This window comes from Enterococcus sp. LJL128 (assembly GCF_056924295.1).
The window spans coordinates 18,660-43,854 of record NZ_JBXPBP010000001.1 but is presented as its reverse complement, the minus strand read 5'-3'; the positions used below and the strand labels follow the sequence as shown (position 1 = coordinate 43,854).

Here is a 25,195-nt window from a genome sequence, read left to right as displayed (position 1 = left end):
TAACAAAAATCAGTCAGTCTTCTTTTCAAGATAGCGCGCGACTGCATCTAAATACGGCACTCTGGGTGCTAGCCCCAGCTTGATTTCTATTCCTTCGGTTTCAAGTACTTTCAGTGGCAGGGATTTTTTTCCTGTCTGCTGTTCTGTCCAATAATGGATGAGCGTTTCAGCACTTAGAAAAAAGCAGCGGTTCAGTGAAGAAAACCATAATAGCACGAAGCAGATTCCTTGTTGCTCAAGGCATTGTGCCATATGATCAATCTGATGCTGGTGAAAGTTTTTAAAAGGAAAAGATGTTTTGTTCTTGGTTTCTTTTGCTTCAAAATCTAGATAATACCCTTTATATACACCATTATAATCTGTGGTGGAAGCTTGTCTGAAGTAAGCTTCCTTGATGACAGCAGCACTTCTCCGAGGATAGTCAACCTTAACGATTTGAATAGGGGTGGGTTTCTTATGAATCACAGCAAGACGACGGTTTAGGTAATAAGTATTACTTAGATTAATCTCGTCTTCAAAATTCATGCCCCGTTTAGCAAAGTCGACAGATTTCTTTTTCTCTTGTTTTTTTTGATTGTTTGCTTCATTATTATTGAAGGGAGTACCATTTGGATAATGGAAAACCATTTATATCACACTCCTAGCGAATATTATAGCAAAAAATGTGAACGAAAGAAAAGGAAACTCTTATGGAAGTAATAAAAACTGTCTTTGTTACGGGCTATAGAAGCTTTGAACTCAATGTATTTCAGGAAAATGACCCGAAAGTCGGGGTTATTAAAAAAGTGTTAAAAAGTGAACTGATTAACTTTCTGGAAGAGGGAGTTCAGTGGTTTTTAATTGCCGGAAATTTGGGTGTAGAGCTTTGGGCAGGAGAAATTGTGCTGGAGCTGAAAGAAGAATATGAAGTCAATCTTGGTGTGATTTATCCATTTATGGGGTTCGGTGAAAACTGGAATGAAAAAAATAAAGAGCTGCTTGAAAAAATCGAGGCAAATGCCGACTACGTTGATTATGTCAGCCGGCAGCCGTATCAATCGCCGGCACAGCTCAAGAGTCATACTGCATTCATTTTAGATCATACACAAGGCTGTCTGCTTATATATGATAAAGAATATCCAGGGAAGACGTTGTTTTTTGAGAAGGAAGCAGAACAGTTTTCCGAAACCCATTTCTATGAAAAACGGATGATTTCCATGGATGATTTACAAAATTTTGCATTAGAATAGAGAATCTGTTTGATTTTCCGCCTGTTTTTAGATACAATGAAAATGTTGAATTGTGAATTCGAGTACAGAAATATAAATATGAGGTGTAGATATGGCAAACTTGATATACAGCCCAAAGGAAATTTTACAAAAAGAGTTTAAATCAAAAATGCGTGGTTATGATCCGATTGAAGTGGATGAATTTTTGGATAACGTCATCAAGGATTATGAAGCATACAACAAAGAAATCCTTGCTTTACAGGAAGAAAACAGCAGACTTTCCGCAAAGGCTGATCAGGCAGCTAAAGTGCAGCCGTCTATGCCGGGCAGAAGCTCAGTAGTTCCAGATGCGCCTAAGAGTGCAGCCGTAACTAACTTTGATATTCTGAAACGTCTCTCTAATTTAGAGCGTGAGGTTTTTGGCAAGAAGCTGGATGATACACCAGCTGCAGCGCCGACACACCATGCTGCGCCAGTTTACGAACCAGCACCGCAAGCACCAGTCGACAACACAGAAACACGTCAATTCTAAAACAATCATGATCCTGTAATTTTCGGGTTACCGCGGTTTGATTAAATCAGACTGAGGAAAGTCCATGCTCGCACAGGCTGAGATGTCTGTAGTGTTCGTGCTTAGCGAAACCATAAGCTAAGGTATTCTTTTGAGAATAACGGCAGGAAAAAGGGCTAAGGCTTCGGCTACGCCTGAGTATCCTTGAAAGTGCCACAGTGACGAAGCAGCGTGGGAAACGACGCTGGTGGAACGCGGTAAACCCCTCGAGCGAGCAACCCAAACAATGGTAGGGGCACTCTTCTAAAGGAAATGAACGAGTAGAAGAGGCAGAAATATCTGCAGATAGATGGTAACCATCAGATTCTTTTACCTGAGAGGATTTGATACAGAACATGGCTTACAGAAAATTACAGGCAATCAGGCTGACCTTCCAACGTTGTTGTGAAGGCTTTTTTTTCGAAAAAGACTAGGACTTGTTTGAAAAATGCAGCAGAAACGAATTTTTCATCCAGATTCTGGGTTGATTAAAAAAATCCGATGACAAACAGCAGATTTGCAGAAGAAAGAGCAAATTACGGTTGATTTGGAGCATGAACAGTAAACAAAGCAGCACTATAATAGAAAGAAGGCGCATAACATGGCAAATAAAACATATCAGCTGGTAGCAACAGCAGCCAGCGGTCTAGAAGCATTAGTAGGAAAAGAACTGAGAGACTTAGGGATTCCTTGTGAAGTTGAAAATGGACGGGCAAGGTTTGAAGGAACGATGGAGACGATTGCTACGGCTAATCTTTGGCTGCGTACAGCAGACCGGGTGAAAATCATCGTGGGTGAGTTTGATGCTTTTACATTCGATGAGCTTTTTGAACAGGTGAAAGCTTTACCCTGGGAAGATTTTTTACCCTTTGATGCAGAGTTTCCAGTAGCAGGTAAATCAATAAAATCCAAGCTTTACAGTACACCAGACTGTCAGGCAATTACGAAACGGGCGATTGTTAACCGTTTAAGAGAGGTATACCATCGTCCTGCTAGTGTACCGCTGCCAGAGACAGGCGCATTTTTTCAGCTAGAGGTTGCACTGTTGAAGGATCATGTGATTGTGACATTGGATACAACAGGTCCTAGCTTATTTAAACGGGGGTACCGCTTGGATAAGGGCGGCGCACCGCTGAAAGAAAATATGGCGGCGGCTTTGGTGATGCTGACGAACTGGCGCAAGGACCGGCCATTTTATGATCCTGTTTGCGGTTCAGGGACCTTGTGTATTGAGGCTGCTTTGATTGGCCACAATATTGCTCCAGGCTTTAACCGGGAATTTGCTTTTGAAGCTTGGGATTGGTTTGATTCAGCAGTAACTGAAAAAGTGAGAGCAGAGGCAGAAGCGCAAGCTGACTATGATGCAGTGCTTGATATTGCCGGTTCAGATATCAACGGGCGGATGATTGAGATAGCTAAGGCAAATGCGGCAGAGATTGGTTTAGGTGATTCTATCCAGTTTAAGCAACTGGCAGTGAAGGATTTTTCTACAGATAAAGAGTATGGAGTAATTGTTGCCAATCCTCCGTACGGTGAGCGTTTGGGCGAAGAGGAGACGGTTCGGGAGCTTTATAAAGAAATGGGCGAAGTCTTCCGTCCATTAAAAACTTGGAGTAAATACATTCTGACTAGTGATTTAACCTTTGAGCAATATTATGGAGCGAAGGCGACGAAGAAAAGAAAACTGTATAATGGTGCATTGAGAACGGATCTGTTTCAATTTTGGGGAGAACGTCCGCCTAGGAAGCCAAGAAATGAGGAGAAAGAGGGATAGGCATGAATGAACAACAGTTTCTGAAGGAAGTAAAAGAAATTGATTTACTGAACCAGTCATTAGGCTTGCTTGAATGGGATAGCCAGACTGGTATGCCGGAAGGCTCCAATGAATTTCGTGGAGAAGTTGTCGGTTATATTAACAAGCTGGCATTTGAAAAAAGTACAGGACCAATTATTCAGGAAGCAGTAACCTTTTTTTCTGAGCATCCTGAGAAGCTTTCAGAGGTTGGCGTGGAGGTTTTCAAGGAGATTAAGGAAGAATTCGAGCGAAACCACCGCATCCCCGCTGAGCGCATGCAGGCGTATCACGGCGAGATTTCTAACGCTCATGCTGCCTGGCTGCAGGCTAGAGCAGATCAGGATTTTGCGGGCATGAAACCATCTATCAGCCGTCTTGTTTCCTATTTAAGAGAATTTATTCCCTATTGGCAAAAGGATGAAAAGACCCCCTATGATGTTCTTTTAAATCAGTATGAACCGGGGTTAACAGTGGAAAAACTGGATCAGCTTTTTGCTGAGCTGAAAACCGGCATTATTGAACTAAGAAAAGAATTGGCAGAAAAAGGAACACCGCCGCGGACAGATTTTCTGAATAGAAAGGTTTCAAAGGAACAGCAGCGGACATTTGTAACAAGGGTTGCTGAACAGCTGGGCTACGATTTTTCTAAAGGACGTTTGGATGATACTGTTCATCCCTTCATGCTTGATTTGAACCGCAACGATGCACGGATTACTACCCGCTGGGATGAGCAAAACTTCTCAATGGCTGTGTTTGGTGTTATTCATGAAGCCGGACATGGTATTTACGAGCAAAACATCGATTCAAAATATGATTACACGCCATTGTCAACAGGGGCTTCAATGGGTATTCATGAGTCACAGTCTTTGTTTAATGAAATCATTTTAGGCAGCAATCGGAATTTTTGGCAGAAACAATATCCGCTGTTCCAGAAATGTACAGAGGGAACCTTTGACGATATTGATTTTGATACATTCTATAAAGGGTTAAAAGAAACTAAGTCCAGCCTAATTCGGATTGAAGCGGACAGTCTTACGTATCCGCTGCATATCATTATTCGCTATGAAATAGAAAAAATGATTTTCAATGATGCTGTTGATTTGGAACAGCTGCCTGCTATTTGGGCAGACAAGTATGAAGAATATTTAGGAATTCGCCCGCAGAATGATTTGGAAGGAGTCTTGCAGGATGTTCACTGGTCTGGCGGGAGCTTTGGCTATTTTCCATCGTATGCGTTAGGCTATATGTACGCTGCCCAGCTGAACCATGCGCTGCAGCAGGAGGTTGCCATTGATGAAGTCCTTCTTTCAGATGATTATTCACCAATTTATAACTGGATGACAGAGAAAATTCATCGTTACGGGGCTTCGAAAAAACCGAATGAGCTGATTGTCGGTGCTACTGGAGAAGAGCTGAAGGCCTCTTATTTACTTGATTATATGAAGTCTGTTTATTTTGATGTTTATCAAGTTGAAAAATAGGTCATAGAGAGTGTTTGTTCTAAACTATTTTATGCTAAAATAGATAAAACAAGCTCATTTTGAATGCTGCTGAGAGCTGCTTAGAACTATTTTTATAGATAAGAAGGGGATGGACAGCTGTGTTATCCATTAATGATTATTTACAAGCCGGGGAAACCGTCGTTTCTAATCTTGTTATCGAAAATTATCGAAAAATCGGATTGAGTGATGAAGAATTTCTGTTTTGGCTGCAGCTTTACCGTTCCCAAAAAAAAGGGGACCTTTTCCCCGACCTGCTGGCAATTAGCGAGATGCTTGAAAAGCCGAAGGAGAAGGTTTATCAGCTGTTGAACGAGCTGGTTTCCAGAGGATATATTCGAATTGATACAAAGCAAAATGAGCAGGGTCAGATGATGGATACCTACGATTTACTGCCGATATTTGATAAGATTGCCGGTTTGAAGAAGAAACAATTGATTCAAAAGGAACAGCAGTCAGAGGAAAATGCAGTGAAAACACTTTATCAGGATTTTGAAAAAGAATTTTCACGTCCGCTCTCGCCTATTGAACTGGAAATGATTGGGCAGTGGCTGGAAACAGATGGTTATAAACCGGAGGTCATCCGATTAGCCCTTAGAGAAGCCGTTTTGAATCAGGCATATAGCTTAAAATATATTGATCGGATATTACTGGCATGGGAAAGAAAGAATTTAACTACAAAGGAACAGATAGCCGAAGATCAGAAGCGGCGCAAGCAGGCGCTGCAGCAAAAAGAAATTGAAGCAGAGAGCAGCGTACAGGAGCCGCTGCCTAAGGTAACACTGCACAATTGGCTGAATCCTGAAGACAGCGAATAGGAGGAAGGTAATGATTTCAAAAGCAAAAACAATGGAAGCCATTCAGATTATGTATGACATGTTCCCGGAAGCAGTTGGGGAGCTTCAGCATAAGAATCCTTTTGAGCTGTTGATAGCGGTTATTCTTAGTGCACAAGCAACCGATGTATCGGTAAATAAGGCAACTCCTGCTTTATTTGCTGCATATCCAACTCCTGAAGCGTTGGCAGAAGCGCCGGTGGATGATATTATCAGCAAGATTAAAACGATTGGCTTGTACAGAAATAAAGCCAAAAACATCAAAGCCTGTGCAGCTCAACTGCTGGAGCGCTTTAACGGCACAGTGCCTAAAACAAGAGAAGAATTGATTTCTCTTCCGGGAGTTGGCAGAAAGACAGCAAATGTCGTCATAGGAGATGCGTTTGGAGAACCGGCGATTGCGGTGGATACTCATGTCGAACGTGTATCCAAGCGGCTGCGGATTTGCAAGCTGGATGCAAACGTGACTGAGGTTGAAGAAACATTGATGAAGAAGGTTCCCAAGGAGCTGTGGGTCAAAACCCATCATACAATGATCTTTTTTGGCCGCTACCATTGTCTGGCTAGAAATCCCAAATGTGAGGTATGCCCATTGTTGTACATGTGTCAGGATGGGAAAGAGCGAATGAGAGCAAAAGCTTAATATTTAAGCAAAGTCTGAAGCTAAAGAGTGTTAGTAAACGAAAGAAGCCCGAAAGCGCGTGAGAGAATCTCTCAGGCTTTCGGGCTTCTTTTTTAACCAATCCCTGTAACGAAATAGAAAAGCTTATCAGAGTAGGTGGGTTCTTTTAAATCTGTCTTGATAGTCTCTTTTAAAAGCTCCATCTGGTCTGTGATAAGTCCGTCTACGCCGTAGAACATCATCCGAGTCATTGTATCTTCATCGTTGACTGTCCAGGCATAGACCTTTTTGCCGTCATTATGAGCGGCATCGATAAAGTTTCGGTTCAAGGTGGTGTACTCCATTGTAAAAAAATCTACCTTAGAAATAGGCGGACCGATAATATTAAATGGTAAAATGTAGCCCACTTGAAAATCTGGTTCTTTTTCCTTTAGGTTTTCTGCAATATCAAAGGTTAGTGTATGAATAATATGCTTTTCCTTTATGATGATATCCTTATAGCGTTTAATAAAGTTGTTCAGCATATCTGGACTATCCTGAGGAGTGGCTTTTATTTCGATGAGCAGCGGCTGGTTCAGTTTTTTCGCTTCTGCCAGATAAGCATCAAAGGATACAACCGAAGCTTCCTGCCCGTTTTCTTTCGCTTTCAGTTTCTCCAATTCAGCTAAGGTCAGCTGATTCGGCCGTTTATTCACACCAGTCAGATTTTTAAGATTAAAATCATGCATCACCACAAACTGGTGATCTTTGGTTTCCTGAATATCCATTTCGATATAAGAAGGCTTAAGCTGACTGGTTTTTCTCATAGCTTCCAGACTGTTCTGAACACCGTTTGTGCCATCAACGCCTCGATGGGAAATGGTCAAAGGTTCTTTGATTGAGTAATTACTTAGATAATTGGTATTATATGTCCCTACACCCATACCGAAAAGAGCCGCAGCGATAGCAAACAGCATTACTTTAGTAAAGGTCCAGGGGGCAGCAGGTGCATTCTCTTCCCTTTCAAACCACGAAGGTAGTGTCGGCAGGAAGCCCTCATCATCCATAAAATCAATCGTGATATAGAAAATACCTACAGTGGAAAAGACAATGTTCAGCAGAAACATTAGCTGCAGCAGCGTCATAGCTGCTACCGCACTTTGCAGCGCATAAGTGGGAAACTGAGCTTCCATAAAGGATTGAAAAATGAAAATGACTGCATAGCCAATGATAGAGATCAGAAGAATCGTTCCGCCGATGGCAATAAATTGACCAATAATTTTAAAGAAACGGTTTTTGGTCAGCTGCCAGCTTTCTGCAACAGCTTCTTTGAATTTCCGATCTCTTAAAATCATTTCCGGCAGTGCAAATATTAAACGGATAGATAGGTAAATCAACAGCAGATAAGCAATAATTACTGCGGCGATAATAATCACCCGATTAGCAAAAATATAGTCCAAAATGAACGCTGGAATTTTAATCTTAGCAAGTAAATCAGAGTTAAAATTTAAACCGCTAACAGGCAAAATAAGAAAGAAGTAGAATAAAAAGAATAAGAATGTGCTGGGCTTAATCTTTTTGATTTGGCTAAAGGTACCAGCTAAGAGCTGTTTTAAAGAAATCGGTTCTTTCTTTTTGATAAAAAATACACTTAACAATAAGAACGTAAATTCAAAAAAGACACTGATCACGATGGCGGTTAGTACCAGCAGGAGAGAGATTAAAACAGCCGGATGCTCTTTTAGAATAATTCCGATAGAGTCGTAGGACAGATAATCAATATTGCCCCGACGCAGGATAAATTTGGTCAAGCTTGATAAAGAAGGGAGCAGAATAAAAAGCATAAATCCGTGAAGAAGAAGAACATCCCGGAAATAGGCGGTCGTGCTTTTTAGAAAATCAACAATATTAATTAGACTGTTTTTTAAATAGTTCATTGTTCGTCATCCTATCTGTGTTAGCATCTTTCCGAGTTGCAGCTAAGTGCTGTCTGGAAAATAAATCATTAGCATAAAAGAACGAGACAGAAGCAGCTCTTTTAAAGCAGCTGAATACTTCTCCCTCGTCCTCTGTAATTATAGTATAAAATTTTTCTGCTTAAAAGCCTAATAAAGAGTTCAGGAACGTTCCTCCATACATCAGCGCTAAGCTGTATACTGCAATAGAGAATGGCTTCGCAAGAATAATAATCATCGTAAATTTTCTTAAAGACATTTTTGTCAGACCAGCCATCAGACAAAGTGCATCATCAGGAGCAACCGGGAAGAAAATGGCGAAGGCAAACAATCGTTCAAAGCGTTTTTCATTATCCAGCCAGCCAATGTATTTATTATAAGTCTTGTCGCTAATCAGACTAAGAATCAGCGGTTTTCCATATTTTTGACTCAAGATGAAAATAATGACTGAACCTATTGCAATTCCCACATAGTTATAGATGAAGCCGGCAACTGGACCAAAGATTAAAACGCCTGCCGCACAGCTAATTCCACCTGGAATAACTGGAATAACTACCTGAATAATCTGAATGAGCATAAAAATTACAGGACCGAGAATGACGGAATCGCCCACTAATCCTCTCAAGGCATTAGTATCCTGGAAAACACCCAGTTTTAAAAAGTAAATAGTCACGATTATAGTAGCGATGATGCCAATGAATGAGATCATCTGGATAATTTTTCTGGAAAGGGCAATACTCATTTTTCTCAGCTCCTTGTAATGGTTTTGCTAGTTAAGCTTTTTAAGATATTTCTATTTTAACATCAATCCATAACAAAATTGAATAACAAAGTTGTAAGGAAGCATTTCTATAATTATTATAGTGTATTTTAAAAGGATGTACATCAAACTTTAGCCCGAAAGAATAAAAAGTTATGGTCCGATTATCGCCTACATCCTGAGATGTAGAATAGAAGCGGCAGAAGGACTTGGTTATTTACCCTGGCATATAATTGTTCGTGGTATTCAATCGCTAAAAGTGATAAACTATAAAGGATTATGAATGAAAAGAGGGCTACGAGTGACAGACTATCTAAACGTTGGCAAAATTGTAAATACTCAAGGACTTAAAGGAGAGGTTCGTGTGATTTCTCAGACGGATTTTCCAGAGCTTCGCTATAAAAAAGGGGCAGTCTTACTGTTATTTCAGGAAAGAAAAAATCCGGTAGAATTGACGATTAAAAGCCATCGCAAGCATAAAAATTTCGATATTGTAAGCTTTGAGGGACATCCATCGATTAATGATGTAGAAAAATATCGGGATGGTATTTTGAAAGTTGCTAAGGATCAATTAAACACGTTAAATGAAGACGAATTCTATTACCATGAGATTATTGGCTTGAAGGTCATTGATGAAGCCGGAACAGAAATCGGTAAGGTAAAAGAAATTCTATCTCCTGGAGCGAATGATGTCTGGGTAGTACAGCGTGTGAAGAAAAAAGATGCCTTGATTCCCTATATTGAATCGGTTGTTAAGAAGGTTGATATTGAGAAGGGTGAAATCACAGTTGAGATTCCGGAAGGTTTGATTGACGATGAAGATTGATATCTTAACTTTGTTTCCTAGGATGTTTGAAGGGCCACTGGGAGAATCGATTATTGGCAAAGCAGTGGAAAAAGAACTGCTGCAGATTCAAGTGCATAATTTTAGAGATTACTCTGATAATAAGCACCAAATGGTGGACGACTATCCCTATGGCGGCGGCGCAGGAATGCTGTTAAAAGCACAGCCTATTTTTTCCACAATTGCTGCTATCAATGAACGGACACCGGAGACAAAAAAAAGAGTGATTCTGTTGGATCCGGCTGGCAAGCAGTTTGATCAGAAAACGGCGGAAGAATTTGCTGGAGAAGAACATTTGGTATTTATCTGTGGTCATTACGAAGGGTACGATGAACGGATTCGAACCTTGGTAACCGACGAAGTTTCTCTAGGGGATTATGTGCTGACTGGCGGTGAGCTGGGCGCAATGGTTATGGTGGATGCCACGGTACGTTTGCTTCCAGAAGTGCTGGGCAATAATTTATCCGCTCAAACGGATTCTCATTCAACAGGTTTGCTTGAGCATCCTCAATATACACGTCCTGCTGAATTCCAAGGGATGATGGTTCCTGAAGTACTGATGAACGGCAACCATAAACTGATTGAGGAATGGCAGCTAAAAGAATCACTGCGGAGAACTTTTTTAAGACGGCCGGACATGTTGGACAAACTAGAATTGACGGAACAAATGAAAAAGCTGCTTGATGAGATTGAAAAAGAGACGCGTGAGGCTGCAAAGGAGATTGAGGAATGAAATTTAGCGGTATCTGTCTTTTGGCAGAGGATGTGCCGGCGTTAAGTGATTTTTATTGTCAGGTACTTAAAGTTGCAAGCTAGGTAGATGACATTCATCAGGATATTCTATATGAAGGAATGACCTTGGCGATTCTAAAAAATCCAGATAAAGCAGCTGTACCGTCGCCAGTTGTTGCATTGGTATTTGGTGTAGAGAATGTGGATCAGGAGTTTCAACGGCTAATAAAAATGGATGTGCCAGTCATTGCTCCGCCTCGAGATCAGCCATGGGATACCGCAATGCACTGTTTATAGATCCTGAAAATAATCAATTTGCATTACGGTCAAAAATTTAAATAACTATCTGCTTCCTGAAAAGAGAATTTTCAAGAACAGAATTTTTCTAAATCAACATTTTCTTTCGTATAATGAAAATGTTGATTTTATTTATATGTAATAGTTTTCATTGAGTTTCGTAATAGTACCTATCATGATAATTCATCATATGAATGATAAAGACGAGGTATAATGATGAAGAAATGTGAGGGGAAAATAACATGAAGATAAAACAATGGATTAATAATTTGAGAAAAAGTCCTATTCTACTGGGACTGTCATTGGCAGTAATTGTTGCTGTGATTAGTAAAGGCTTGGCTGTTTTTTTACCGCAGCTGGGTGGTGCCACAATTGCGATTCTCTTAGGAATCGTTTTGGGCAATACAATAGGACATCAAGACCAGTTGGATGCAGGTACAAAATTCGCTGAAAGCAAGCTGTTGGAGTTCTCTGTCGTATTATTAGGAGCAACTGTAACTTTCCAAACCATCGCAGAAATGGGCGTTATGGGAGTCCTATTTGTTCTACTACTAATGGCTGGAACAATCGTTTTTACCTACTGGATAGGAAAAAAACTAGGCTTTAATCAATCAATGTCTTTAATGATGGCAGGAGGCAATGCAGTTTGTGGTTCTTCTGCCATCGCCTCAATTGCACCAGCAATTGGTGCAAAGGATGAAGAAAAGGGACAAATTATCACTTTGGTTAATCTATTAGGAACAGTAATGATGCTGACACTGCCCTTTCTTGGTCAGCAGCTCTTTTCAGAGCTGATTCCTAAAAGCGCTCTGCTGGGCGGTACCCTTCAATCCGTAGGTCAGGTCGTAGCTGGTGCCAGTCTAATCAATCAGGATGTGGTTCAGTTTGCAATGCTGTTCAAGATTTTGCGTATTATGATGCTGGTGGTGGTTGTATTTGTTTTTGAAAAATGGGCTAATCGAGGAAGCGTATTATCAACAGCGGAAGCATCTGTTTCAGTGAAAAAAAAGAAACAATCGCTGCCTTGGTATGTTACAGGATTTTTAGTTGTCTGTATTATAAATAGTCTATTTCAGCTGCCCACATTGATCTCTGACTCTGCCCACTTTGTCAGCACCTGGTTTGAAACAACTGCTCTAGCAGCGATTGGGCTTAGACTAAATTTGAAAAAGTTCTTGAAGGAAGGCCCGCGTTTTATGATTTACGGTATTTCAGTGGGCGGCTTTCAAACAATTGCCGCTTTAGCATTGATTTTCTTACTGTTGAATTGATTCAAGGTATTTTAAATCATTAGAGTTGTAGAGATATAATCTGAAAATATTAATCTGTGAACAAGGTGAAAATTCGAATGCTTAAGCAATGGATGACTCTTTTTTAGAATTTGTACGAACTATTTAACTAAAACCAAGTGCGATATCCTTCACTTGAAATGTTTAGCCATCAGGCCTGTTTCTCTCCAACCAATTTTCTGCTGGCTCAAACTTCAGATAATGAAAGGAGCGCTTTAGCTGAAACAAGCTGGCTCTTGTTCGCAGTTCTCTCTTGATCAAGTAGGTTAATAGTGAGGGGATCAGTGCAATAATTACTTGATTCTTTGCCCCATGCTCGCTACGAAAATACAGCTGTTTTATGGTTAGATTCTGCCAAGAGTAGCATAAAGGACTTTTTTGTCTATGGATAGCTATGCTTCAGAACCAAGAACAAGCAGTGTTAAAAGCAAATGAGGAATTACAAGCTGTTTTTCAAGTTCAGCTACAGCTTGTTTGACTTCATTTAGGAATGAAATCGGCCATGATCTTCTACCGAGTTGCTTCCGGCTCACTGCTTATTCTATTAGTCTGAAACATGATGAACTGCCTTATTTTCTTTGAAACACTAGTGATTTTAAATAAAGCTGCAGCTATCAGAAAAGAAACTATCTTTGAGTTGGCGGGTTTCCTTGATACTTGTAAAGAAAAAAATCTTTACAGACATTAGGTGCTGTGGTAAAATTCATTGGTGAGTGCAAAAGTGCTCAACTATTACGGTATTCCGCTGTGACGAGTATGCTCATAAGAATATTCGGTATAAGGAGAAGGATAAAATGAATCCATTGATCGAAGAATTAACAAAAGAACAACTGCGTGCAGATATTCCTGCATTTCGCCCTGGGGACACAGTTCGTGTTCACGCGAAAGTAGTCGAAGGAACACGCGAACGTATCCAGATTTTTGAAGGTGTAGTAATCAAACGCCGCGGAGCTGGAATCAGCGAAACTTACACAGTACGTAAAATTTCTAACGGTGTAGGTGTGGAACGTACATTCCCTGTACATACACCACGTGTCGCTCAAATTGAAGTTGTTCGTTACGGTAAAGTACGTCGTGCAAAACTGTATTACTTACGTGCATTACACGGAAAAGCAGCTCGTATCAAAGAAATCAGAAGATAATAATTTGTTATTGTCTATACGAAAACCTCTTGATTATCAAGAGGTTTTTTTGTTTTTATCAGTTATTTATTCTACTGAAATAAGTAAAGGATTATTTTTAGGAAATTTGTAAAGGGGCACAAAAGGGGCAGGCTTTTATAATTTTTCAATGTCATTTCTAATTTTGTCTTTTACATTCTTAGTTACGTGTAAATATATCTTTTCAGTGATATCGCTATTCTCATGACCTACTCTATCTTGTATTGCGTAAATAGGAGCGCCTAACTCTGCTAGTTTAGAAATATGTGTATGTCTAAAAATATGAGAACTCAAAGTCTTTTCTATTTCAAAATCTTTCTTGTGATTTCTGAGGTACATATTTATTGCAGTTATATGAAATGGCATACCATTAGATGTTTGAAATAAAAAATCTCCGGTAGGGTTTAATTGCAGCAACTGGTTATAAATTGCTATTGCTTTGCTAGGGAGGTCAACTTCTCTCATCCCAGCAGCAGTTTTAGTTGAACTAGATTTTTTCATTTCGGTAACAGAGCGCTCTCTATACAACATAGTTCCATTAACAATAGCAGATGAATTTATAGAAATGGATTCATGGGAGAAAGGTACAGCAGAGGCAGTAGAAAGTTATCAAACCTCTGGATTTACAGAATTAGATAGTGAAGGAAATAAAAAAGTGTTCGATGGTTTTTCTATTGGAGACTTTTTCAAGTTTTCTGGTGAGTATTCTGTGGTCCGAGCAAATGAAATATTCTCTAAAATTGATGTCGAAGGTCAAGTGTTATCCATTCCAAATCATAAACTACAGGAGGTAACATAAATGGTTAATTTTTATTCAGGTGTATCAGGAGCACGAGGAAAGAATCCTGTCGGCGTTGTCATTCATAACGATGCAGGGAGTCAGGCAGCTAATGTTGCCTTCTATCGCAACTGGTTGCCAACACACAATGCAGTAAATGGATTTGCGCATTATTATATTGCCAATGATGGTGTTTTTCAGGCCGAGAACGAAGGAAATATGGCGTGGCATACGGCAAATGCTGTAGGAAATGTGAATTATATTGGTATTGAAGCATGTCAATCGATGGGAAATAAAGATATATTCATGGCGAATGAACAAGCTTGTTTTAAGCTTGCTGCTGAGATTTTACAACGATATGGACTGGAAGCCAATCAAACAACGGTCATGTTACATAGAGAGTTTGTAGCAACTTCCTGTCCTCACAGAAGTTGGGAGCTTCATGGAGCAGCTCTGGCAGGTGTCAAAAACTATTATATTCAGGAAATAAAAAAATATATGTCTGGTAGCAGCGAACCAAAACCTTCCAATCCATTGACTGCTGGTGCTTATTATCCAGTAAAAGATGTAGGACTGTCAAAAGGTCATCTTGATAAATTCGGACTGTCTGGGGGCAAGTTAGTAGCAACTGGCTGGCATATCGGAAACTATGATTATGAATATATTTTCGTGATGGATTATAAAACAGGGAAAGAGCTAGCTAGAGTTAAAGCACCTAGTAAGAATCGACCAGATGTTGCTAAAATGTACAGTACATCGTCAGGAACTGGATTTGATGTTTCTTTTGATGCCAAAAAGTTTAAAGGGAGAACTATCTACATCATGGCTCGTTGCACAAACGACGCTACAGGTAATACCCGAAAAGGCTCATCTGATTTGCGTTTCAATGAATGGTATTTAACAATACCTAAATAGACAATAAGGAAACCCTGTCTCAATAAAAGATAGGGTTTCTTATTCTATAAAATTTTCTGGAAAATAGATTTTATTCCACTACGACCTTGTCTAAGTCAGGTTCATTTCCTTGGCCCGCAATACGAGATTCAATCTCCGGTTTGCTGAGAAGTGTATCTCCTATTTCAGCAAAAACTGTTTCTTCATTTTCAATTTGTTCTTCAACTTCATGGATTTTTGATGAAGAGTCAACGATTTCTTGAATCACTTCTTCTGACTGAGTATCTAAATCCATAGGTGCATTTTCAAGTGGTAGATTACTAGGAGTTTCTCCTCCTGGCAAGATAGCAAGTTCCCCATCCAAAACAAAAGTAAGAAAAACATAGGTTTTTCCATTTTCAGGAATGATATCATCTTCAATGAGTGTGATAAATTTACCTTTTTCTGGTCCATCACCAAATCCGAAGAAATCTCTAGATGCTTTAATCGTTTCGTTTATTGGAAGTTCTCCTCTCAGATTTTCTAGCACTTTCAGTTCAAAAATAGTTTTCGGTGTACTGGCAATTAGTTCACCTTTTTCATCGTATAGTGGATCAGGATAAACTGTTTCCATATTTTCTACTGTTGCAACAAAAACATTGTCAGCTTCTAAAACTTTTCCTTCATAAGTAGGTGCTCCCATATAAGAACTTTCTAGAACACTGATTGAAAGTGATTCGTCTCGAGTGTTTACATCATTTTGGTTTTCCAATCCCAGAGATGCCAAAATATCTTTTTTCTCTGAAGTGTCAGTTGTCGTACTTTCATCCGTTGTTGGAGCTCCTTCTTTTTTCTCATTTCCACATGCAGAAAGAGAGAAGACAACTAAACTTAAAATTATAAATGAATTTAATTTAGTTATTCTCATTATTTCACCTCTACCATCTTTTTTTAGAAGCAATTAAGCCTGCTTTATCGTCCGCGGTTGGTACATTATTCACTATACCAGGTCCAAAACTGCCATACATAACAATTTTAGGACCACTTGAATGCCAAATTCCTAGCGCATGCCCAAACTCATGAGTCGCAATCATAAAGCTAAATTCCTCTGTATAAGGGTGATTACTTCGAATCATATAATAATCGTTAAATTCTATCGTTCTACTAGTTGCTGATGTAACCCCTCCAACTTTATTAGCGCCCTTATTAACATCATAAAGTCTTACATTAGCGGCATTATCCATTCGTTGAATAGTTCCTGGAGCTTGATTGTTCCAGTGAATATCAGCATGAGCAACTTGTAAACTATGTTTAGTGCCTGGCTGATTATACCTTAAAGTTTTATTGGATCCCCCTAACCAATAATTCCATAATGCATATGCTTCCCCTTTTACTGGAAAAGCAAATAGTAATAGCATAGCAACAAACATTGTTATTAATAACTTTTTAATAAGTCCTCCTTGATATAAAATAAATCACACACTATGTCGTTTTATAGTAATTGAAGTATCAAATTAAGTCAAGCTTAAATGTTATATTTAGTCTGTAATACATGAATAAATGTTGTTAATTAATTCATGAGACGATTTATATATATATCAAAATTTCTAAATATTAATAGAGACAACAAGAAAAGTGACAGCATTTGCTAAAAGGTGATTAATCAATATGATGAACTGTTAGAAAAGCTTAGGATTGGTGAGATAAGCGAGTTTGATGTGCAGAACAATGATTTCATTATGTTCCGTGAAGCGTGGCTGAGAAGGGAAGACAGAACGAAATTTATAGGAGAAGCACACCAGGGCGGACAGGTTACTTATAGATATGAAAACATACTAAGATTAGTTATTTATTACAACAACATATAAAAGCAGCCTGTTATATTTAGAGCGTGTCCGAAAATTTTAACAGTGAATCTTTATATAACTATCTCTCGAAGATAAGTGGTACTTGTTTATTTCAAAGAAAATTTATCGAAACAGCGCTTATCATTCTGTTAAGATACTAAAGTAAACAGAACTGGCGGCTCGCTGATGCACCACACAAGCTATGTTTTTCTTGATTTTCACAATAATCCTTGAAAAATTTAGCTGCCGCTCTACTTTTCAGATACACTTTAGCTGGAAGCCTAAATGATTTTCCGTAACAGTTCTAATGGTTCACAAAAGTGACCATTGTAAGGGACAAAAATTAGGGAAGCGTTTTCTATTAAATGAGTTATGATAAATATATCAAGGAGGGGTTGCTATGAGTTCGAAAAAAGAACGTGAGCAAAAGTTATTGTTGCTTCTCTCGAAAAAACAAGATTATATGACCGCAGAAGAATTGGCAGCAGCGCTAAATGCCTCTTCTAAGACTGTTTATCGTTTAATAAAAAAGATTAACGATGAAGTCTTAGAGGGTTCTCTCATATTATCTGAGAAAGGACGGGGATACAAGTTAGACTACGAAAGATATATGAAGCAAAACCATCAGTCATTTGATAAAAAAAGCAGTTTTTCACCAAAAGAACGGCGTAGTCGAATTTTAGAGGAATTATTGTTGTCTGCTCCCAAACCTAAAAATGTTTATGAGTTGTTTGAAGAATATTATGTTGGAGATTCAGTGATTTTCAGTGATGAACAACGGTTAGCGGAAGAATTAAAAAGGTATGATTTGGCCCTCAGGCGTAAAAACCGGACATTGGCTGTTATTGGCGAAGAAGGGGCTATTAGAAAAGCTATATCTGACAGAATCCAGATGTTGAATATTATTGATATTGATGATCTTCGAACCAATAAAGAGCTGAATTTTAATAACTATGATGTACTTTTCGTATTGGATCAATTAAGAATTATCGAAAAGAAGTTGGATATTATGATTCCACATCCATACAACGTAAATATATTTTCGCATTTGTATATCTTAATTAGCCGTTCGCGAAAAGTTGTTGTTTCTGAAAAATCAAAATTATCTAACGAGGAAAAAACAGAACTAAAAAAGGATTTAGCACTTAAGGAAGTTGCTCAAGCAACCATTCAAAATATCGAAAATTATTTGAATAAACAACTTCCCAAAATAGAAGCGTACTATCTATATCAATACTTAGTTTCTTCCAGAATGCAGGGCTCATTCAGTAAAGCAACCAACTTTTCTCCTAGAGTTATGCAAATTACTCAGTTTTATTTAGATGAGATGAGTACGCACCTTAAGATTTTAATTGCCAATGATACGATTTTTCTAGAGCTGGCTAATCATATTAAGCCAATGCTGAATCGACTTGAAAATGGCATACGAGTAAAAAATAGTTTGCTGGACCAAATAAAAATGACTTATGAAATGATTTTTAGCAAAATAACAGATGTATCGGATGCAGTGAGTGAAAAATATCAATTACCAGTCATCAATGAAGATGAAAATGGCTTCATTACGCTATACTTTGCTCGAATTATTGAAACCAACCAGCTGCCTATTCGAACGTTGATTATGTGTACAACTGGGGTAGGTACTTCTGAGTTACTCAGAGTAAAAGTTGAGAAAAAATTTCCTGAACTACAAATTGTCGATGTTGTTGCTACTCGAAATGTAGCAAAGTCTTTAAAAAAACATTCTGATATTGAATTGATTCTCACAACCATTCACTTGCAGGACAGCCTATCTATTAAATCTTTATTAGTGAGTGCAATGTTTACTGTGGACGATCAGCACAGACTTCAGAGGAAGATCGAGGAGATATACCATGAACGCTAACCCTTTATATCAGGTTTTCCTAAATCAAGCATCAATTTCTAAAGAGCAAGTCTATCAATTCATTGCTGATACAGCTGTTCCATTTTTAGGAATTGAAGAGCAGCAGCAGATTGTTCATTCTTTAGTTGAGAGAGAAAAGGTTGGAAATACCCAGATTGCGGAACAGGTTGTATTGCCGCATTTGGAAAGTTCTCTGTTAGGAAAAAGTGAAGTCTATTTAATTCGTTTAAAAGAAGAAATTACCGAATGGACGGAAGATATTCGAAATATAAAATTAATCATTGCCATCTTACTAAAGAAAGATGAAACGATTGAAGAAAAAAAGAAAATCAGCGAATTTACTAAGAAATTGGCAGATGAGCAATTTTTGGAAAAGTTGCTGATTATGGAAACAGAAACCGATTTTTATAAAGAAATTCAAGAATTTTAGGAGGAAAAAAGATGAAAATAGTAGGCGTAGCAGCATGTACTGTTGGGATTGCCCATACCTATATTGCACAAGAAAAATTGGAGAATGCTGCCAAAAAAGCAGGGCATGACATTTACGTGGAAACGCAAGGCACTATCGGAATTGAAAATGAGTTAACCGAAGAGCAGATTAAGGAAGCGGATATTGTGATTTTAGCAATTGATGTAAAAATTTCGGGAAGAGAGCGTTTTGAAGGAAAAAGAATCATTCAGGTTCCCACAGAGGTTGCTGTAAAATCACCTAATAAATTGATTGAAAAAGCGCAGGAAGTTATTGCGCAGGATAAGTAAACTCTTAGGAGGAATTATGATGGAAGTAAAAGATATTGTTGATTTGAACACAGTAAAAACAAATATGAATGCAAAAACGAAAGATGAAGCATTAAGGGAATTAGCTGATCTTTTGCTTAAAAATGGAAATATTTCCGAGATTGATGGATTTATAAAAGATATTTATGCCAGAGAAGCAGAAGGGCAAACTGGTATAGGAAACTATATAGCTATTCCACACGGAAAAAGCTCGTATGTAAATACGATTGGTGTAGCTATTGGCATTAACAACAACGAAATACCCTGGGAATCTTTGGATGGAAATGGTGTAAAAGGAATTATTCTTTTTGCAGTTGGGGACGACAATGATGGAGCAACCAGCCATCTCAAACTATTGTCTTTGTTTGCTAGAAAACTTGGAAATGATGAAATAGTTGCAGAACTTATTCAGTCTAAATCAGCAGAGGATGTAGTAAAAGCTTTCTCTTAATACAACCACAAAAATAACTTGCTGCAAAAACTTCTTAAGGGTTGGAGCAGAGAAGCTTCAAAAAAATAAAAGTATTGTTTAGGAGGATAAAAATGAAGAAAATAAAAGAACTCAATCTTAAAGGTCATTTATTAACTGCCATCTCGTATTTAATCCCGATTGTTTGCGGCGCCGGCTTTTTGATAGCGATTGGTATGGGCTTTGGCGGATCAAGTCAAGGGACCCTTGTTCCAGGAGAATTTTCTATTTGGGACGCTTTAGCAACTATGGGGGGCGCTGGATTAGGCTTACTGCCTGTTGTTATAGCCACAGGCATTTCTTTTTCAATCGCTGGGAAACCAGGAATTGCTCCGGGCTTCATTATCGGGTTAACGGCGAATGCAATCGGCGCCGGCTTTATCGGTGGTATCTTGGGCGGCTACTTAGCAGGATATCTCGTAGTTGCAATTTTGAACTATGTAAAATTACCGAATTGGGCGAAAGGATTAATGCCGACTTTAATTATTCCATTTTTGACTTCGATTATAGGCGGATTAATCATGGTGTATATTATCGGTACGCCAATTACCGCATTAACTTCACTATTAACCAACTTTTTAGATAGTCTAGGCAACTCTTCTCTTTTGATTTTTGGCGGCGTAATTGGCTTATTGAGTGGTGTAGATTATGGCGGACCGATTAACAAAACAGTTTTTGCATTTGTTTTAACGATGCAGGCAGAAGGTTTAAACGGCCCGATTACGGCGTTACAATTGGTTAACACAGCAACACCTATAGGATTTGGTCTGGCTTTCTTTTTTGCCAAGTTATTGAGAAAAAATATCTATACAAAATTAGAGGTTGAAACGTTAAAATCAGCTGTTCCAATGGGGGTTATTAATATCGTTGAAGGAGTCATTCCTTTAGTCATGAATGACATTGTCCGGGGAGTTATAGCCACAGCAATCGGTGGTTTTGTCGGTGGGGCAACAACAATGATTTTAGGCGCAGATGCCACAGTACCATTTGGCGGAGTCTTGATGATTCCGACGATGAGTAAACCGCTGGCTGGTGTCATTGCAATCGTTGTAAATGCAGTAGTCACTGGTTTAGTCTTAGCGGTTATTAAGAAAGATGTATCTGAAAAAGATGCAGCCTCACTAGTAGAAAAGGAAGAAGATGAAATTAGTTTGGATGATATTCAAATTTTCTAGAAAGCAAATAGGCAAGCTAAAAAAACAGCAATCTTGAGACAATCAAACGTAAACATTGTAAAAGGGCTGGGTTAGCGGAGGCACAGATTGGGTACTTTTAGCTGTCCCGATTTTTTTTAGACGCCATTCACACACAGAAGAATGGCTAGTTATGAAAGAATAGCAAAGTTATAAAATAGTATAAAGAAAGAGTTGAGAGCTAGAGTGAGTAAAGTTGAATTTTCTCCATCATTAATGACGATGGATTTGGACAAGTTTAAGCAGCAGATTACTTTTTTGAATACTCGTGTTGCTTCCTATCATATAGACATAATGGACGGTCATTACGTACCAAACATTACCTTATCCCCATGGTTTATTGAGGAGTTAAGAAAAATTTCAGATTTGCCAATGTCTGCTCATCTAATGGTGACAGACCCAAGCTTTTGGGTTCAGCAGCTTGTGGATATTAAATGTGAATGGATATGTATGCATGCAGAGGTTTTAGATGGTTTGGCTTTTCGTTTAATTGATCAGATTCATGATGCAGGCCTCAAAGCGGGAATTGTCATTAATCCTGAAACACCAATTGAATCAATTTTCCCTTATATTGATTTACTGGATAAAATCACAATCATGACAATTGACCCAGGCTTTGCGGGACAAAGATTTATTGAAAGTACCCTTGATAAAATTGTTGATTTACGCAAATTACGTAAAGAAAAGGGCTATAATTATGTAATCGAAATGGATGGATCGTCAAATCGTAAATCATTTAAACGGATTGATGCAGCAGGACCAGACATTTATATTGTCGGAAGAAGCGGGTTATTTGGACTAGATGAAGATATTGAAAAAGCCTGGAAAATTATGAGTACTGATTACGAAGAGATGACTGGAAAGAAAATGCCATCAGAAATTTAAAGTTAAGACAGCAGCTATTTCCTCGGCTGTAAGATAAAATTCAAAAGAACTTATTTAATCATTTGGGTAAATTAGGGTTTATTAATATGAGCTAATTGTTTCTGTTCCAACGATTATTCGGATTTAGGTGTACTAAAAATCTGGAAATTGATTCATATCCCGACCTCCTTGTGTAGCCGGAGGTTGTAAGTCACTACGATGACAAAAAAGTTCTTGTTCTGATGTCTCACCGTTTATTTAGATTTTAGAGAAAAAGGGTTTGGGCATATTACGTTGTCCCGAACCCTTTCTTGGAGGGAAAAGAATGTTTGATAAAATTGATGAATTAGGAGTTAACACACTGCGGACATTAAGTATTGAATCTATTCAATCGGCCAATTCAGGTCATCCTGGATTACCTCTGGGCGCTGCTCCAATGGCTTATGTCCTATGGACAAAGTATTTGAAAGTAAACCCAAAAACTTCAACAAAGTGGATTAATCGTGATCGGTTTATTTTATCTGCCGGGCATGGATCGGCACTGCTATACAGCTTGCTGCATTGTTCTGGATATGAGGTAAGCATTAATGATTTGAAAAATTTCCGTCAGTGGCAAAGTAAAACTCCCGGACATCCGGAAGTCCATCATACCGATGGGGTAGAGGCGACTACGGGTCCTTTGGGTCAAGGGATTGCGATGGCAGTAGGAATGGCGATGGCAGAAGCCCACCTTTCGGCAACATTTAATAGAGCGGAATACAATGTAATTGACCATTATACTTATTCGCTTTGCGGAGACGGCGATTTAATGGAGGGTGTATCACAAGAAGCGGCCTCAATGGCTGGACATATGAAATTAGGAAAGTTAATTGTGCTGTATGATTCAAATGATATTTCTTTAGACGGACCCACAGCAAAGGCTTTTACAGAAAACGTGGGGCAAAGATTTGAAGCTTACGGCTGGCAGCATATCCTAGTTAATGATGGAAATGATTTGGATGACGTTGCTAAAGCAATAGAGCAAGCAAAATTAGAAACAACAAAACCAACATTGATTGAGGTAAAAACGGTTATTGGCTATGGAGCTCCTAATCAAGGAACATCAGCTGTTCATGGTGCACCTTTAGGGAAAGCTGGTATTTCAGCAGCTAGAGCTGTATATGGCTGGGACTATCCTGAATTTACAGTACCAGTCGAAGTAAGCCGTCGATTTAGAAAAACAATGATTGAAGATGGTCAAAAAGCAGAAGATGAATGGAACCGCTTATTTTCAACATATGCGAGTACTTATCCTGTATTGGCTGAGCAATTCAAGCAAGCATTTACAGGAGAATTACCAGAAAATTGGGCTGCTGAATTACCTTCTTATGATGTTGGTTCAAGTCAGGCAAGCCGGGTATCGAGTCAAGAGATGATTCAGGCATCATCTAGAACAGTTCCTTATCTTTGGGGTGGTTCAGCTGATTTATCTGGCTCTAACAATACAATGATAGCGGATGAGCTGGACTTTGAACCTAATCAATATGAAGGGCGCAATATTTGGTTTGGCGTTCGCGAGTTTGCGATGGCAGCTGCTATGAATGGTATTCAATTACATGGCGGGACAAAAGTATATGGTGGTACCTTCTTTGTATTTGCAGATTACTTACGTCCAGCGATTCGCTTAGCAGCTATCCAAAAAACACCAGTAATTTATATACTTACACATGATTCTGTTGCTGTGGGTGAAGACGGACCTACCCACGAACCGGTTGAACATCTAGCAAGCTTGCGTTGTATGCCAAATGTCCAAGTTATTCGTCCAGCTGATGGAAATGAAATGAGAGCTGCATGGAAAATTGCAATGGAAACAAAAGATAAGCCAACGGTTCTAGTATTGAGCCGTCAAAATCTGCCTGTTATTAAGGGGACGAAGCAATTGGCTGATGAGAAAGTTGCGAAAGGCGGCTATGTTATTTCCCCGCAAAATGGCGAGTCTTTAGATGGGATTCTGATTGCTTCGGGATCAGAAGTGCAATTGGCAGTTCAGTCACAACAGGAGTTATCAAAAGAAGGAATTGAGGTTTCCGTTGTTTCAATGCCTAGTTTTGATTTGTTTGAAGAACAATCAGAGGAATATAAAGAACAGGTACTGCCTGAAGCTGTAAAAAGACGTATTTCTATAGAGCTTGGTTCAAGTTTTGGCTGGGATCGCTATGTAGGCAAGGCTGGGAAGGCAATATCAATCGATTGTTTTGGAGCCAGTGCTCCTGGAGATAAAATTATTGAAGAATATGGCTTTACTACTGAAGCAGTTGTAACTGCGTATAAAGATTTTTTACAATAAATTTGATAAAAATATTCTATTTTTCTGCTCAGATATAAGAAAATTAGATGAGTAAAAGAAACTTTAATCAAGCATGATAGGTTGCTAATTTATTGATGAAAAAGATAAAACTAAATCATTCTAACGAATAAAGGTTGATGAAGCTAGTTTAATTGTTTGATTGTACAACATTTGTTTTGATTTATTTTGGAAATATGTATATTATATTATTATATCGTGTTTAACAACCCACAGTGTTAGACCCTTTATTGATATACTCTACTTCTTATGAGGTAGAGTTATTTTTTTACCTTAGTCGCTAGTGAATCCTTAAATATTTCAAAAGAAAAACTAAAGTTTTTGATTTAAAGAGAACCTCATAAAGAACCGGACTAGTTTGGTAGGCGTCAAAGATCAATCATCATGTGATAGTTGGAAGTAGCTAAGTTTTGTATGAAAATCTTATTAAGTTTGCGGCATAAAATTTGCTGGATGCTAACTGAAATAGGTTTAGCTGTCTTTGAGATTTTTGAGGATTTAATGGTTTATGAAGAGTATAGTAATGAAAGGGTATCTCTTTTTTAACGATGCTCTCTTTCATTGACGGGCTATACTTGTTGCTAAATTTTATGAAGATAAACTATTAAGAATCTGATAAATAAATAATAACTTTTACAAAAG

General features: G+C 38.6%; 26 protein-coding genes and 1 other RNA gene. 21 read left to right on the top strand and 6 right to left on the bottom strand.

Annotated elements, in window-relative coordinates:
* Positions 1 to 9 precede the first annotated feature (9 nt).
* Positions 10 to 627, bottom strand: coding sequence for a Holliday junction resolvase RecU (gene recU / locus AC1Z3K_RS00230; RefSeq protein ID WP_461731445.1), 618 nt, complete (start codon positions 625 to 627; stop codon positions 10 to 12).
* 62 nt (positions 628 to 689) lie between these two features.
* Here recU and AC1Z3K_RS00225 point away from each other — a divergent pair, with 62 nt between their 5' ends.
* The 7 genes from AC1Z3K_RS00225 to nth all read left to right on the top strand — a co-directional run bounded on the left by AC1Z3K_RS00225 (position 690) and on the right by nth (position 6,531).
* Positions 690 to 1,229: an SLOG family protein gene (locus AC1Z3K_RS00225; RefSeq protein WP_426081708.1), complete on the top strand. Its 540-nt coding sequence runs from the start codon at positions 690 to 692 to the stop codon at positions 1,227 to 1,229.
* A gap of 91 nt (positions 1,230 to 1,320) precedes the next feature.
* Positions 1,321 to 1,740 carry a cell division regulator GpsB gene (gene gpsB, locus AC1Z3K_RS00220; protein ID WP_461731444.1) on the top strand — a complete coding sequence of 140 codons (420 nt, stop codon included), beginning with the start codon at positions 1,321 to 1,323 and terminating at the stop codon, positions 1,738 to 1,740.
* Between the two features lie 18 nt (positions 1,741 to 1,758).
* Positions 1,759 to 2,127, top strand: an RNA gene (rnpB, locus tag AC1Z3K_RS00215) — RNase P RNA component class B.
* Between the two features lie 232 nt (positions 2,128 to 2,359).
* The gene (locus tag AC1Z3K_RS00210; protein WP_426081706.1) at positions 2,360 to 3,532 is read left to right on the top strand and encodes a THUMP domain-containing class I SAM-dependent RNA methyltransferase; all 1,173 of its coding nucleotides are present in this window, start codon (positions 2,360 to 2,362) and stop codon (positions 3,530 to 3,532) included.
* A 2-nt stretch (positions 3,533 to 3,534) separates the two neighbouring features.
* On the top strand, positions 3,535 to 5,034 hold the full coding sequence (locus AC1Z3K_RS00205) for a carboxypeptidase M32 (RefSeq protein WP_461731443.1): 1,500 nt from the start codon (positions 3,535 to 3,537) through the stop codon (positions 5,032 to 5,034).
* 119 nt (positions 5,035 to 5,153) lie between these two features.
* A complete protein-coding gene (locus AC1Z3K_RS00200) occupies positions 5,154 to 5,870 on the top strand; it encodes a DnaD domain protein (RefSeq protein WP_461731442.1) in 717 nt (238 codons plus the stop codon).
* 10 nt (positions 5,871 to 5,880) lie between these two features.
* On the top strand, positions 5,881 to 6,531 hold the full coding sequence (gene nth / locus AC1Z3K_RS00195; RefSeq protein WP_461731441.1) for an endonuclease III: 651 nt from the start codon (positions 5,881 to 5,883) through the stop codon (positions 6,529 to 6,531).
* Positions 6,532 to 6,623: 92 nt separating this feature from the next.
* On the opposite strand, the gene AC1Z3K_RS00190 is transcribed toward nth, so the two are convergent.
* Both AC1Z3K_RS00190 and AC1Z3K_RS00185 read right to left on the bottom strand, forming a co-directional pair.
* Complete coding sequence (locus AC1Z3K_RS00190) at positions 6,624 to 8,426, bottom strand: glycerophosphoryl diester phosphodiesterase membrane domain-containing protein (RefSeq protein WP_461731440.1); 1,803 nt, start codon at positions 8,424 to 8,426, stop codon at positions 6,624 to 6,626.
* A 160-nt stretch (positions 8,427 to 8,586) separates the two neighbouring features.
* On the bottom strand, positions 8,587 to 9,186 hold the full coding sequence (locus AC1Z3K_RS00185) for a TVP38/TMEM64 family protein (protein WP_461731439.1): 600 nt from the start codon (positions 9,184 to 9,186) through the stop codon (positions 8,587 to 8,589).
* A 319-nt stretch (positions 9,187 to 9,505) separates the two neighbouring features.
* On the opposite strand from AC1Z3K_RS00185, the gene rimM reads away from it, so the two are divergent.
* The 5 genes from rimM to rplS all read left to right on the top strand — a co-directional run bounded on the left by rimM (position 9,506) and on the right by rplS (position 13,508).
* Positions 9,506 to 10,030: a ribosome maturation factor RimM gene (gene rimM / locus AC1Z3K_RS00180; protein ID WP_461731782.1), complete on the top strand. Its 525-nt coding sequence runs from the start codon at positions 9,506 to 9,508 to the stop codon at positions 10,028 to 10,030.
* On the top strand, positions 10,020 to 10,781 hold the full coding sequence (trmD, locus tag AC1Z3K_RS00175) for a tRNA (guanosine(37)-N1)-methyltransferase TrmD (RefSeq protein ID WP_426081809.1): 762 nt from the start codon (positions 10,020 to 10,022) through the stop codon (positions 10,779 to 10,781). The genes rimM and trmD overlap by 11 nt, the downstream gene beginning before the upstream one ends.
* 125 nt (positions 10,782 to 10,906) lie before the next feature.
* Positions 10,907 to 11,077, top strand: a complete 171-nt coding sequence (locus AC1Z3K_RS00170; protein ID WP_461731438.1) for a VOC family protein — start codon at positions 10,907 to 10,909, stop codon at positions 11,075 to 11,077.
* Between the two features lie 242 nt (positions 11,078 to 11,319).
* The gene (locus tag AC1Z3K_RS00165) at positions 11,320 to 12,348 is read left to right on the top strand and encodes a YeiH family protein (protein WP_426081699.1); all 1,029 of its coding nucleotides are present in this window, start codon (positions 11,320 to 11,322) and stop codon (positions 12,346 to 12,348) included.
* Positions 12,349 to 13,160: 812 nt separating this feature from the next.
* The gene (gene rplS, locus AC1Z3K_RS00160; protein WP_426081698.1) at positions 13,161 to 13,508 is read left to right on the top strand and encodes a 50S ribosomal protein L19; all 348 of its coding nucleotides are present in this window, start codon (positions 13,161 to 13,163) and stop codon (positions 13,506 to 13,508) included.
* A gap of 135 nt (positions 13,509 to 13,643) precedes the next feature.
* On the opposite strand, the gene AC1Z3K_RS00155 is transcribed toward rplS, so the two are convergent.
* Positions 13,644 to 14,027: a tyrosine-type recombinase/integrase gene (locus AC1Z3K_RS00155; protein WP_461731437.1), complete on the bottom strand. Its 384-nt coding sequence runs from the start codon at positions 14,025 to 14,027 to the stop codon at positions 13,644 to 13,646.
* A gap of 64 nt (positions 14,028 to 14,091) precedes the next feature.
* Here AC1Z3K_RS00155 and AC1Z3K_RS00150 point away from each other — a divergent pair, with 64 nt between their 5' ends.
* Together AC1Z3K_RS00150 and AC1Z3K_RS00145 are read left to right on the top strand one after the other, a co-directional pair.
* Positions 14,092 to 14,325 carry a hypothetical protein gene (locus AC1Z3K_RS00150; RefSeq protein WP_461731436.1) on the top strand — a complete coding sequence of 78 codons (234 nt, stop codon included), beginning with the start codon at positions 14,092 to 14,094 and terminating at the stop codon, positions 14,323 to 14,325.
* The gene (locus AC1Z3K_RS00145) at positions 14,326 to 15,219 is read left to right on the top strand and encodes a peptidoglycan recognition protein family protein (RefSeq protein ID WP_461731435.1); all 894 of its coding nucleotides are present in this window, start codon (positions 14,326 to 14,328) and stop codon (positions 15,217 to 15,219) included.
* A gap of 70 nt (positions 15,220 to 15,289) precedes the next feature.
* Here the strand turns inward: AC1Z3K_RS00145 and AC1Z3K_RS00140 are convergent, their stop codons facing one another.
* Together AC1Z3K_RS00140 and AC1Z3K_RS00135 are read right to left on the bottom strand one after the other, a co-directional pair.
* Complete coding sequence (locus AC1Z3K_RS00140) at positions 15,290 to 16,105, bottom strand: hypothetical protein (RefSeq protein WP_461731434.1); 816 nt, start codon at positions 16,103 to 16,105, stop codon at positions 15,290 to 15,292.
* 10 nt (positions 16,106 to 16,115) lie between these two features.
* A complete protein-coding gene (locus AC1Z3K_RS00135) occupies positions 16,116 to 16,607 on the bottom strand; it encodes a matrixin family metalloprotease (RefSeq protein ID WP_461731433.1) in 492 nt (163 codons plus the stop codon).
* Positions 16,608 to 17,424: 817 nt separating this feature from the next.
* Between AC1Z3K_RS00135 and AC1Z3K_RS00130 the strand changes: the two genes are divergently transcribed.
* From AC1Z3K_RS00130 to tkt, 7 genes are all read left to right on the top strand, one after another.
* Positions 17,425 to 18,906, top strand: a complete 1,482-nt coding sequence (locus AC1Z3K_RS00130) for a BglG family transcription antiterminator (protein WP_461731432.1) — start codon at positions 17,425 to 17,427, stop codon at positions 18,904 to 18,906.
* The gene (locus AC1Z3K_RS00125) at positions 18,896 to 19,336 is read left to right on the top strand and encodes a PTS sugar transporter subunit IIA (RefSeq protein ID WP_461731431.1); all 441 of its coding nucleotides are present in this window, start codon (positions 18,896 to 18,898) and stop codon (positions 19,334 to 19,336) included. Before AC1Z3K_RS00130 ends, AC1Z3K_RS00125 begins: the two co-directional genes overlap by 11 nt.
* Positions 19,337 to 19,347: 11 nt before the next feature.
* A complete protein-coding gene (locus tag AC1Z3K_RS00120) occupies positions 19,348 to 19,665 on the top strand; it encodes a PTS fructose transporter subunit IIB (RefSeq protein WP_461731430.1) in 318 nt (105 codons plus the stop codon).
* Between the two features lie 19 nt (positions 19,666 to 19,684).
* Positions 19,685 to 20,134 (top strand): PTS sugar transporter subunit IIA, encoded by a 450-nt coding sequence (locus AC1Z3K_RS00115; RefSeq protein WP_426081694.1) that lies wholly within the window; start codon positions 19,685 to 19,687, stop codon positions 20,132 to 20,134.
* A gap of 92 nt (positions 20,135 to 20,226) precedes the next feature.
* Entirely contained in the window at positions 20,227 to 21,327 is a 1,101-nt protein-coding gene (locus AC1Z3K_RS00110; RefSeq protein ID WP_461731429.1) for a PTS fructose transporter subunit IIC, read from the top strand.
* A gap of 204 nt (positions 21,328 to 21,531) precedes the next feature.
* A complete protein-coding gene (alsE, locus tag AC1Z3K_RS00105; RefSeq protein ID WP_426081692.1) occupies positions 21,532 to 22,230 on the top strand; it encodes a D-allulose 6-phosphate 3-epimerase in 699 nt (232 codons plus the stop codon).
* A gap of 304 nt (positions 22,231 to 22,534) precedes the next feature.
* A complete protein-coding gene (gene tkt, locus AC1Z3K_RS00100) occupies positions 22,535 to 24,535 on the top strand; it encodes a transketolase (protein WP_461731428.1) in 2,001 nt (666 codons plus the stop codon).
* Positions 24,536 to 25,195 lie beyond the last annotated feature (660 nt).

What these genes read in the sequence shown, in the direction of transcription:
- AC1Z3K_RS00115 (WP_426081694.1), top strand. Translation starts at nt 19,685, where the DNA reads ATGGAAGTAAAAGATATTGTTGATTTGAACACAGTAAAAACAAATATG.
- AC1Z3K_RS00145 (WP_461731435.1), top strand. Translation starts at nt 14,326, where the DNA reads ATGGTTAATTTTTATTCAGGTGTATCAGGAGCACGAGGAAAGAATCCT.
- AC1Z3K_RS00185 (WP_461731439.1), bottom strand. Translation starts at nt 9,186, where the DNA reads ATGAGTATTGCCCTTTCCAGAAAAATTATCCAGATGATCTCATTCATT.
- rplS (WP_426081698.1), top strand. Translation starts at nt 13,161, where the DNA reads ATGAATCCATTGATCGAAGAATTAACAAAAGAACAACTGCGTGCAGAT.
- tkt (WP_461731428.1), top strand. Translation starts at nt 22,535, where the DNA reads ATGTTTGATAAAATTGATGAATTAGGAGTTAACACACTGCGGACATTA.
- trmD (WP_426081809.1), top strand. Translation starts at nt 10,020, where the DNA reads ATGAAGATTGATATCTTAACTTTGTTTCCTAGGATGTTTGAAGGGCCA.
- AC1Z3K_RS00135 (WP_461731433.1), bottom strand. Translation starts at nt 16,607, where the DNA reads ATGTTTGTTGCTATGCTATTACTATTTGCTTTTCCAGTAAAAGGGGAA.
- AC1Z3K_RS00130 (WP_461731432.1), top strand. Translation starts at nt 17,425, where the DNA reads ATGAGTTCGAAAAAAGAACGTGAGCAAAAGTTATTGTTGCTTCTCTCG.
- gpsB (WP_461731444.1), top strand. Translation starts at nt 1,321, where the DNA reads ATGGCAAACTTGATATACAGCCCAAAGGAAATTTTACAAAAAGAGTTT.
- AC1Z3K_RS00120 (WP_461731430.1), top strand. Translation starts at nt 19,348, where the DNA reads ATGAAAATAGTAGGCGTAGCAGCATGTACTGTTGGGATTGCCCATACC.
- AC1Z3K_RS00140 (WP_461731434.1), bottom strand. Translation starts at nt 16,105, where the DNA reads ATGAGAATAACTAAATTAAATTCATTTATAATTTTAAGTTTAGTTGTC.
- AC1Z3K_RS00205 (WP_461731443.1), top strand. Translation starts at nt 3,535, where the DNA reads ATGAATGAACAACAGTTTCTGAAGGAAGTAAAAGAAATTGATTTACTG.
- AC1Z3K_RS00190 (WP_461731440.1), bottom strand. Translation starts at nt 8,426, where the DNA reads ATGAACTATTTAAAAAACAGTCTAATTAATATTGTTGATTTTCTAAAA.
- AC1Z3K_RS00110 (WP_461731429.1), top strand. Translation starts at nt 20,227, where the DNA reads ATGAAGAAAATAAAAGAACTCAATCTTAAAGGTCATTTATTAACTGCC.
- nth (WP_461731441.1), top strand. Translation starts at nt 5,881, where the DNA reads ATGATTTCAAAAGCAAAAACAATGGAAGCCATTCAGATTATGTATGAC.
- AC1Z3K_RS00225 (WP_426081708.1), top strand. Translation starts at nt 690, where the DNA reads ATGGAAGTAATAAAAACTGTCTTTGTTACGGGCTATAGAAGCTTTGAA.
- recU (WP_461731445.1), bottom strand. Translation starts at nt 627, where the DNA reads ATGGTTTTCCATTATCCAAATGGTACTCCCTTCAATAATAATGAAGCA.
- AC1Z3K_RS00165 (WP_426081699.1), top strand. Translation starts at nt 11,320, where the DNA reads ATGAAGATAAAACAATGGATTAATAATTTGAGAAAAAGTCCTATTCTA.
- AC1Z3K_RS00155 (WP_461731437.1), bottom strand. Translation starts at nt 14,027, where the DNA reads ATGAAAAAATCTAGTTCAACTAAAACTGCTGCTGGGATGAGAGAAGTT.
- AC1Z3K_RS00150 (WP_461731436.1), top strand. Translation starts at nt 14,092, where the DNA reads ATGGATTCATGGGAGAAAGGTACAGCAGAGGCAGTAGAAAGTTATCAA.
- AC1Z3K_RS00210 (WP_426081706.1), top strand. Translation starts at nt 2,360, where the DNA reads ATGGCAAATAAAACATATCAGCTGGTAGCAACAGCAGCCAGCGGTCTA.
- AC1Z3K_RS00125 (WP_461731431.1), top strand. Translation starts at nt 18,896, where the DNA reads ATGAACGCTAACCCTTTATATCAGGTTTTCCTAAATCAAGCATCAATT.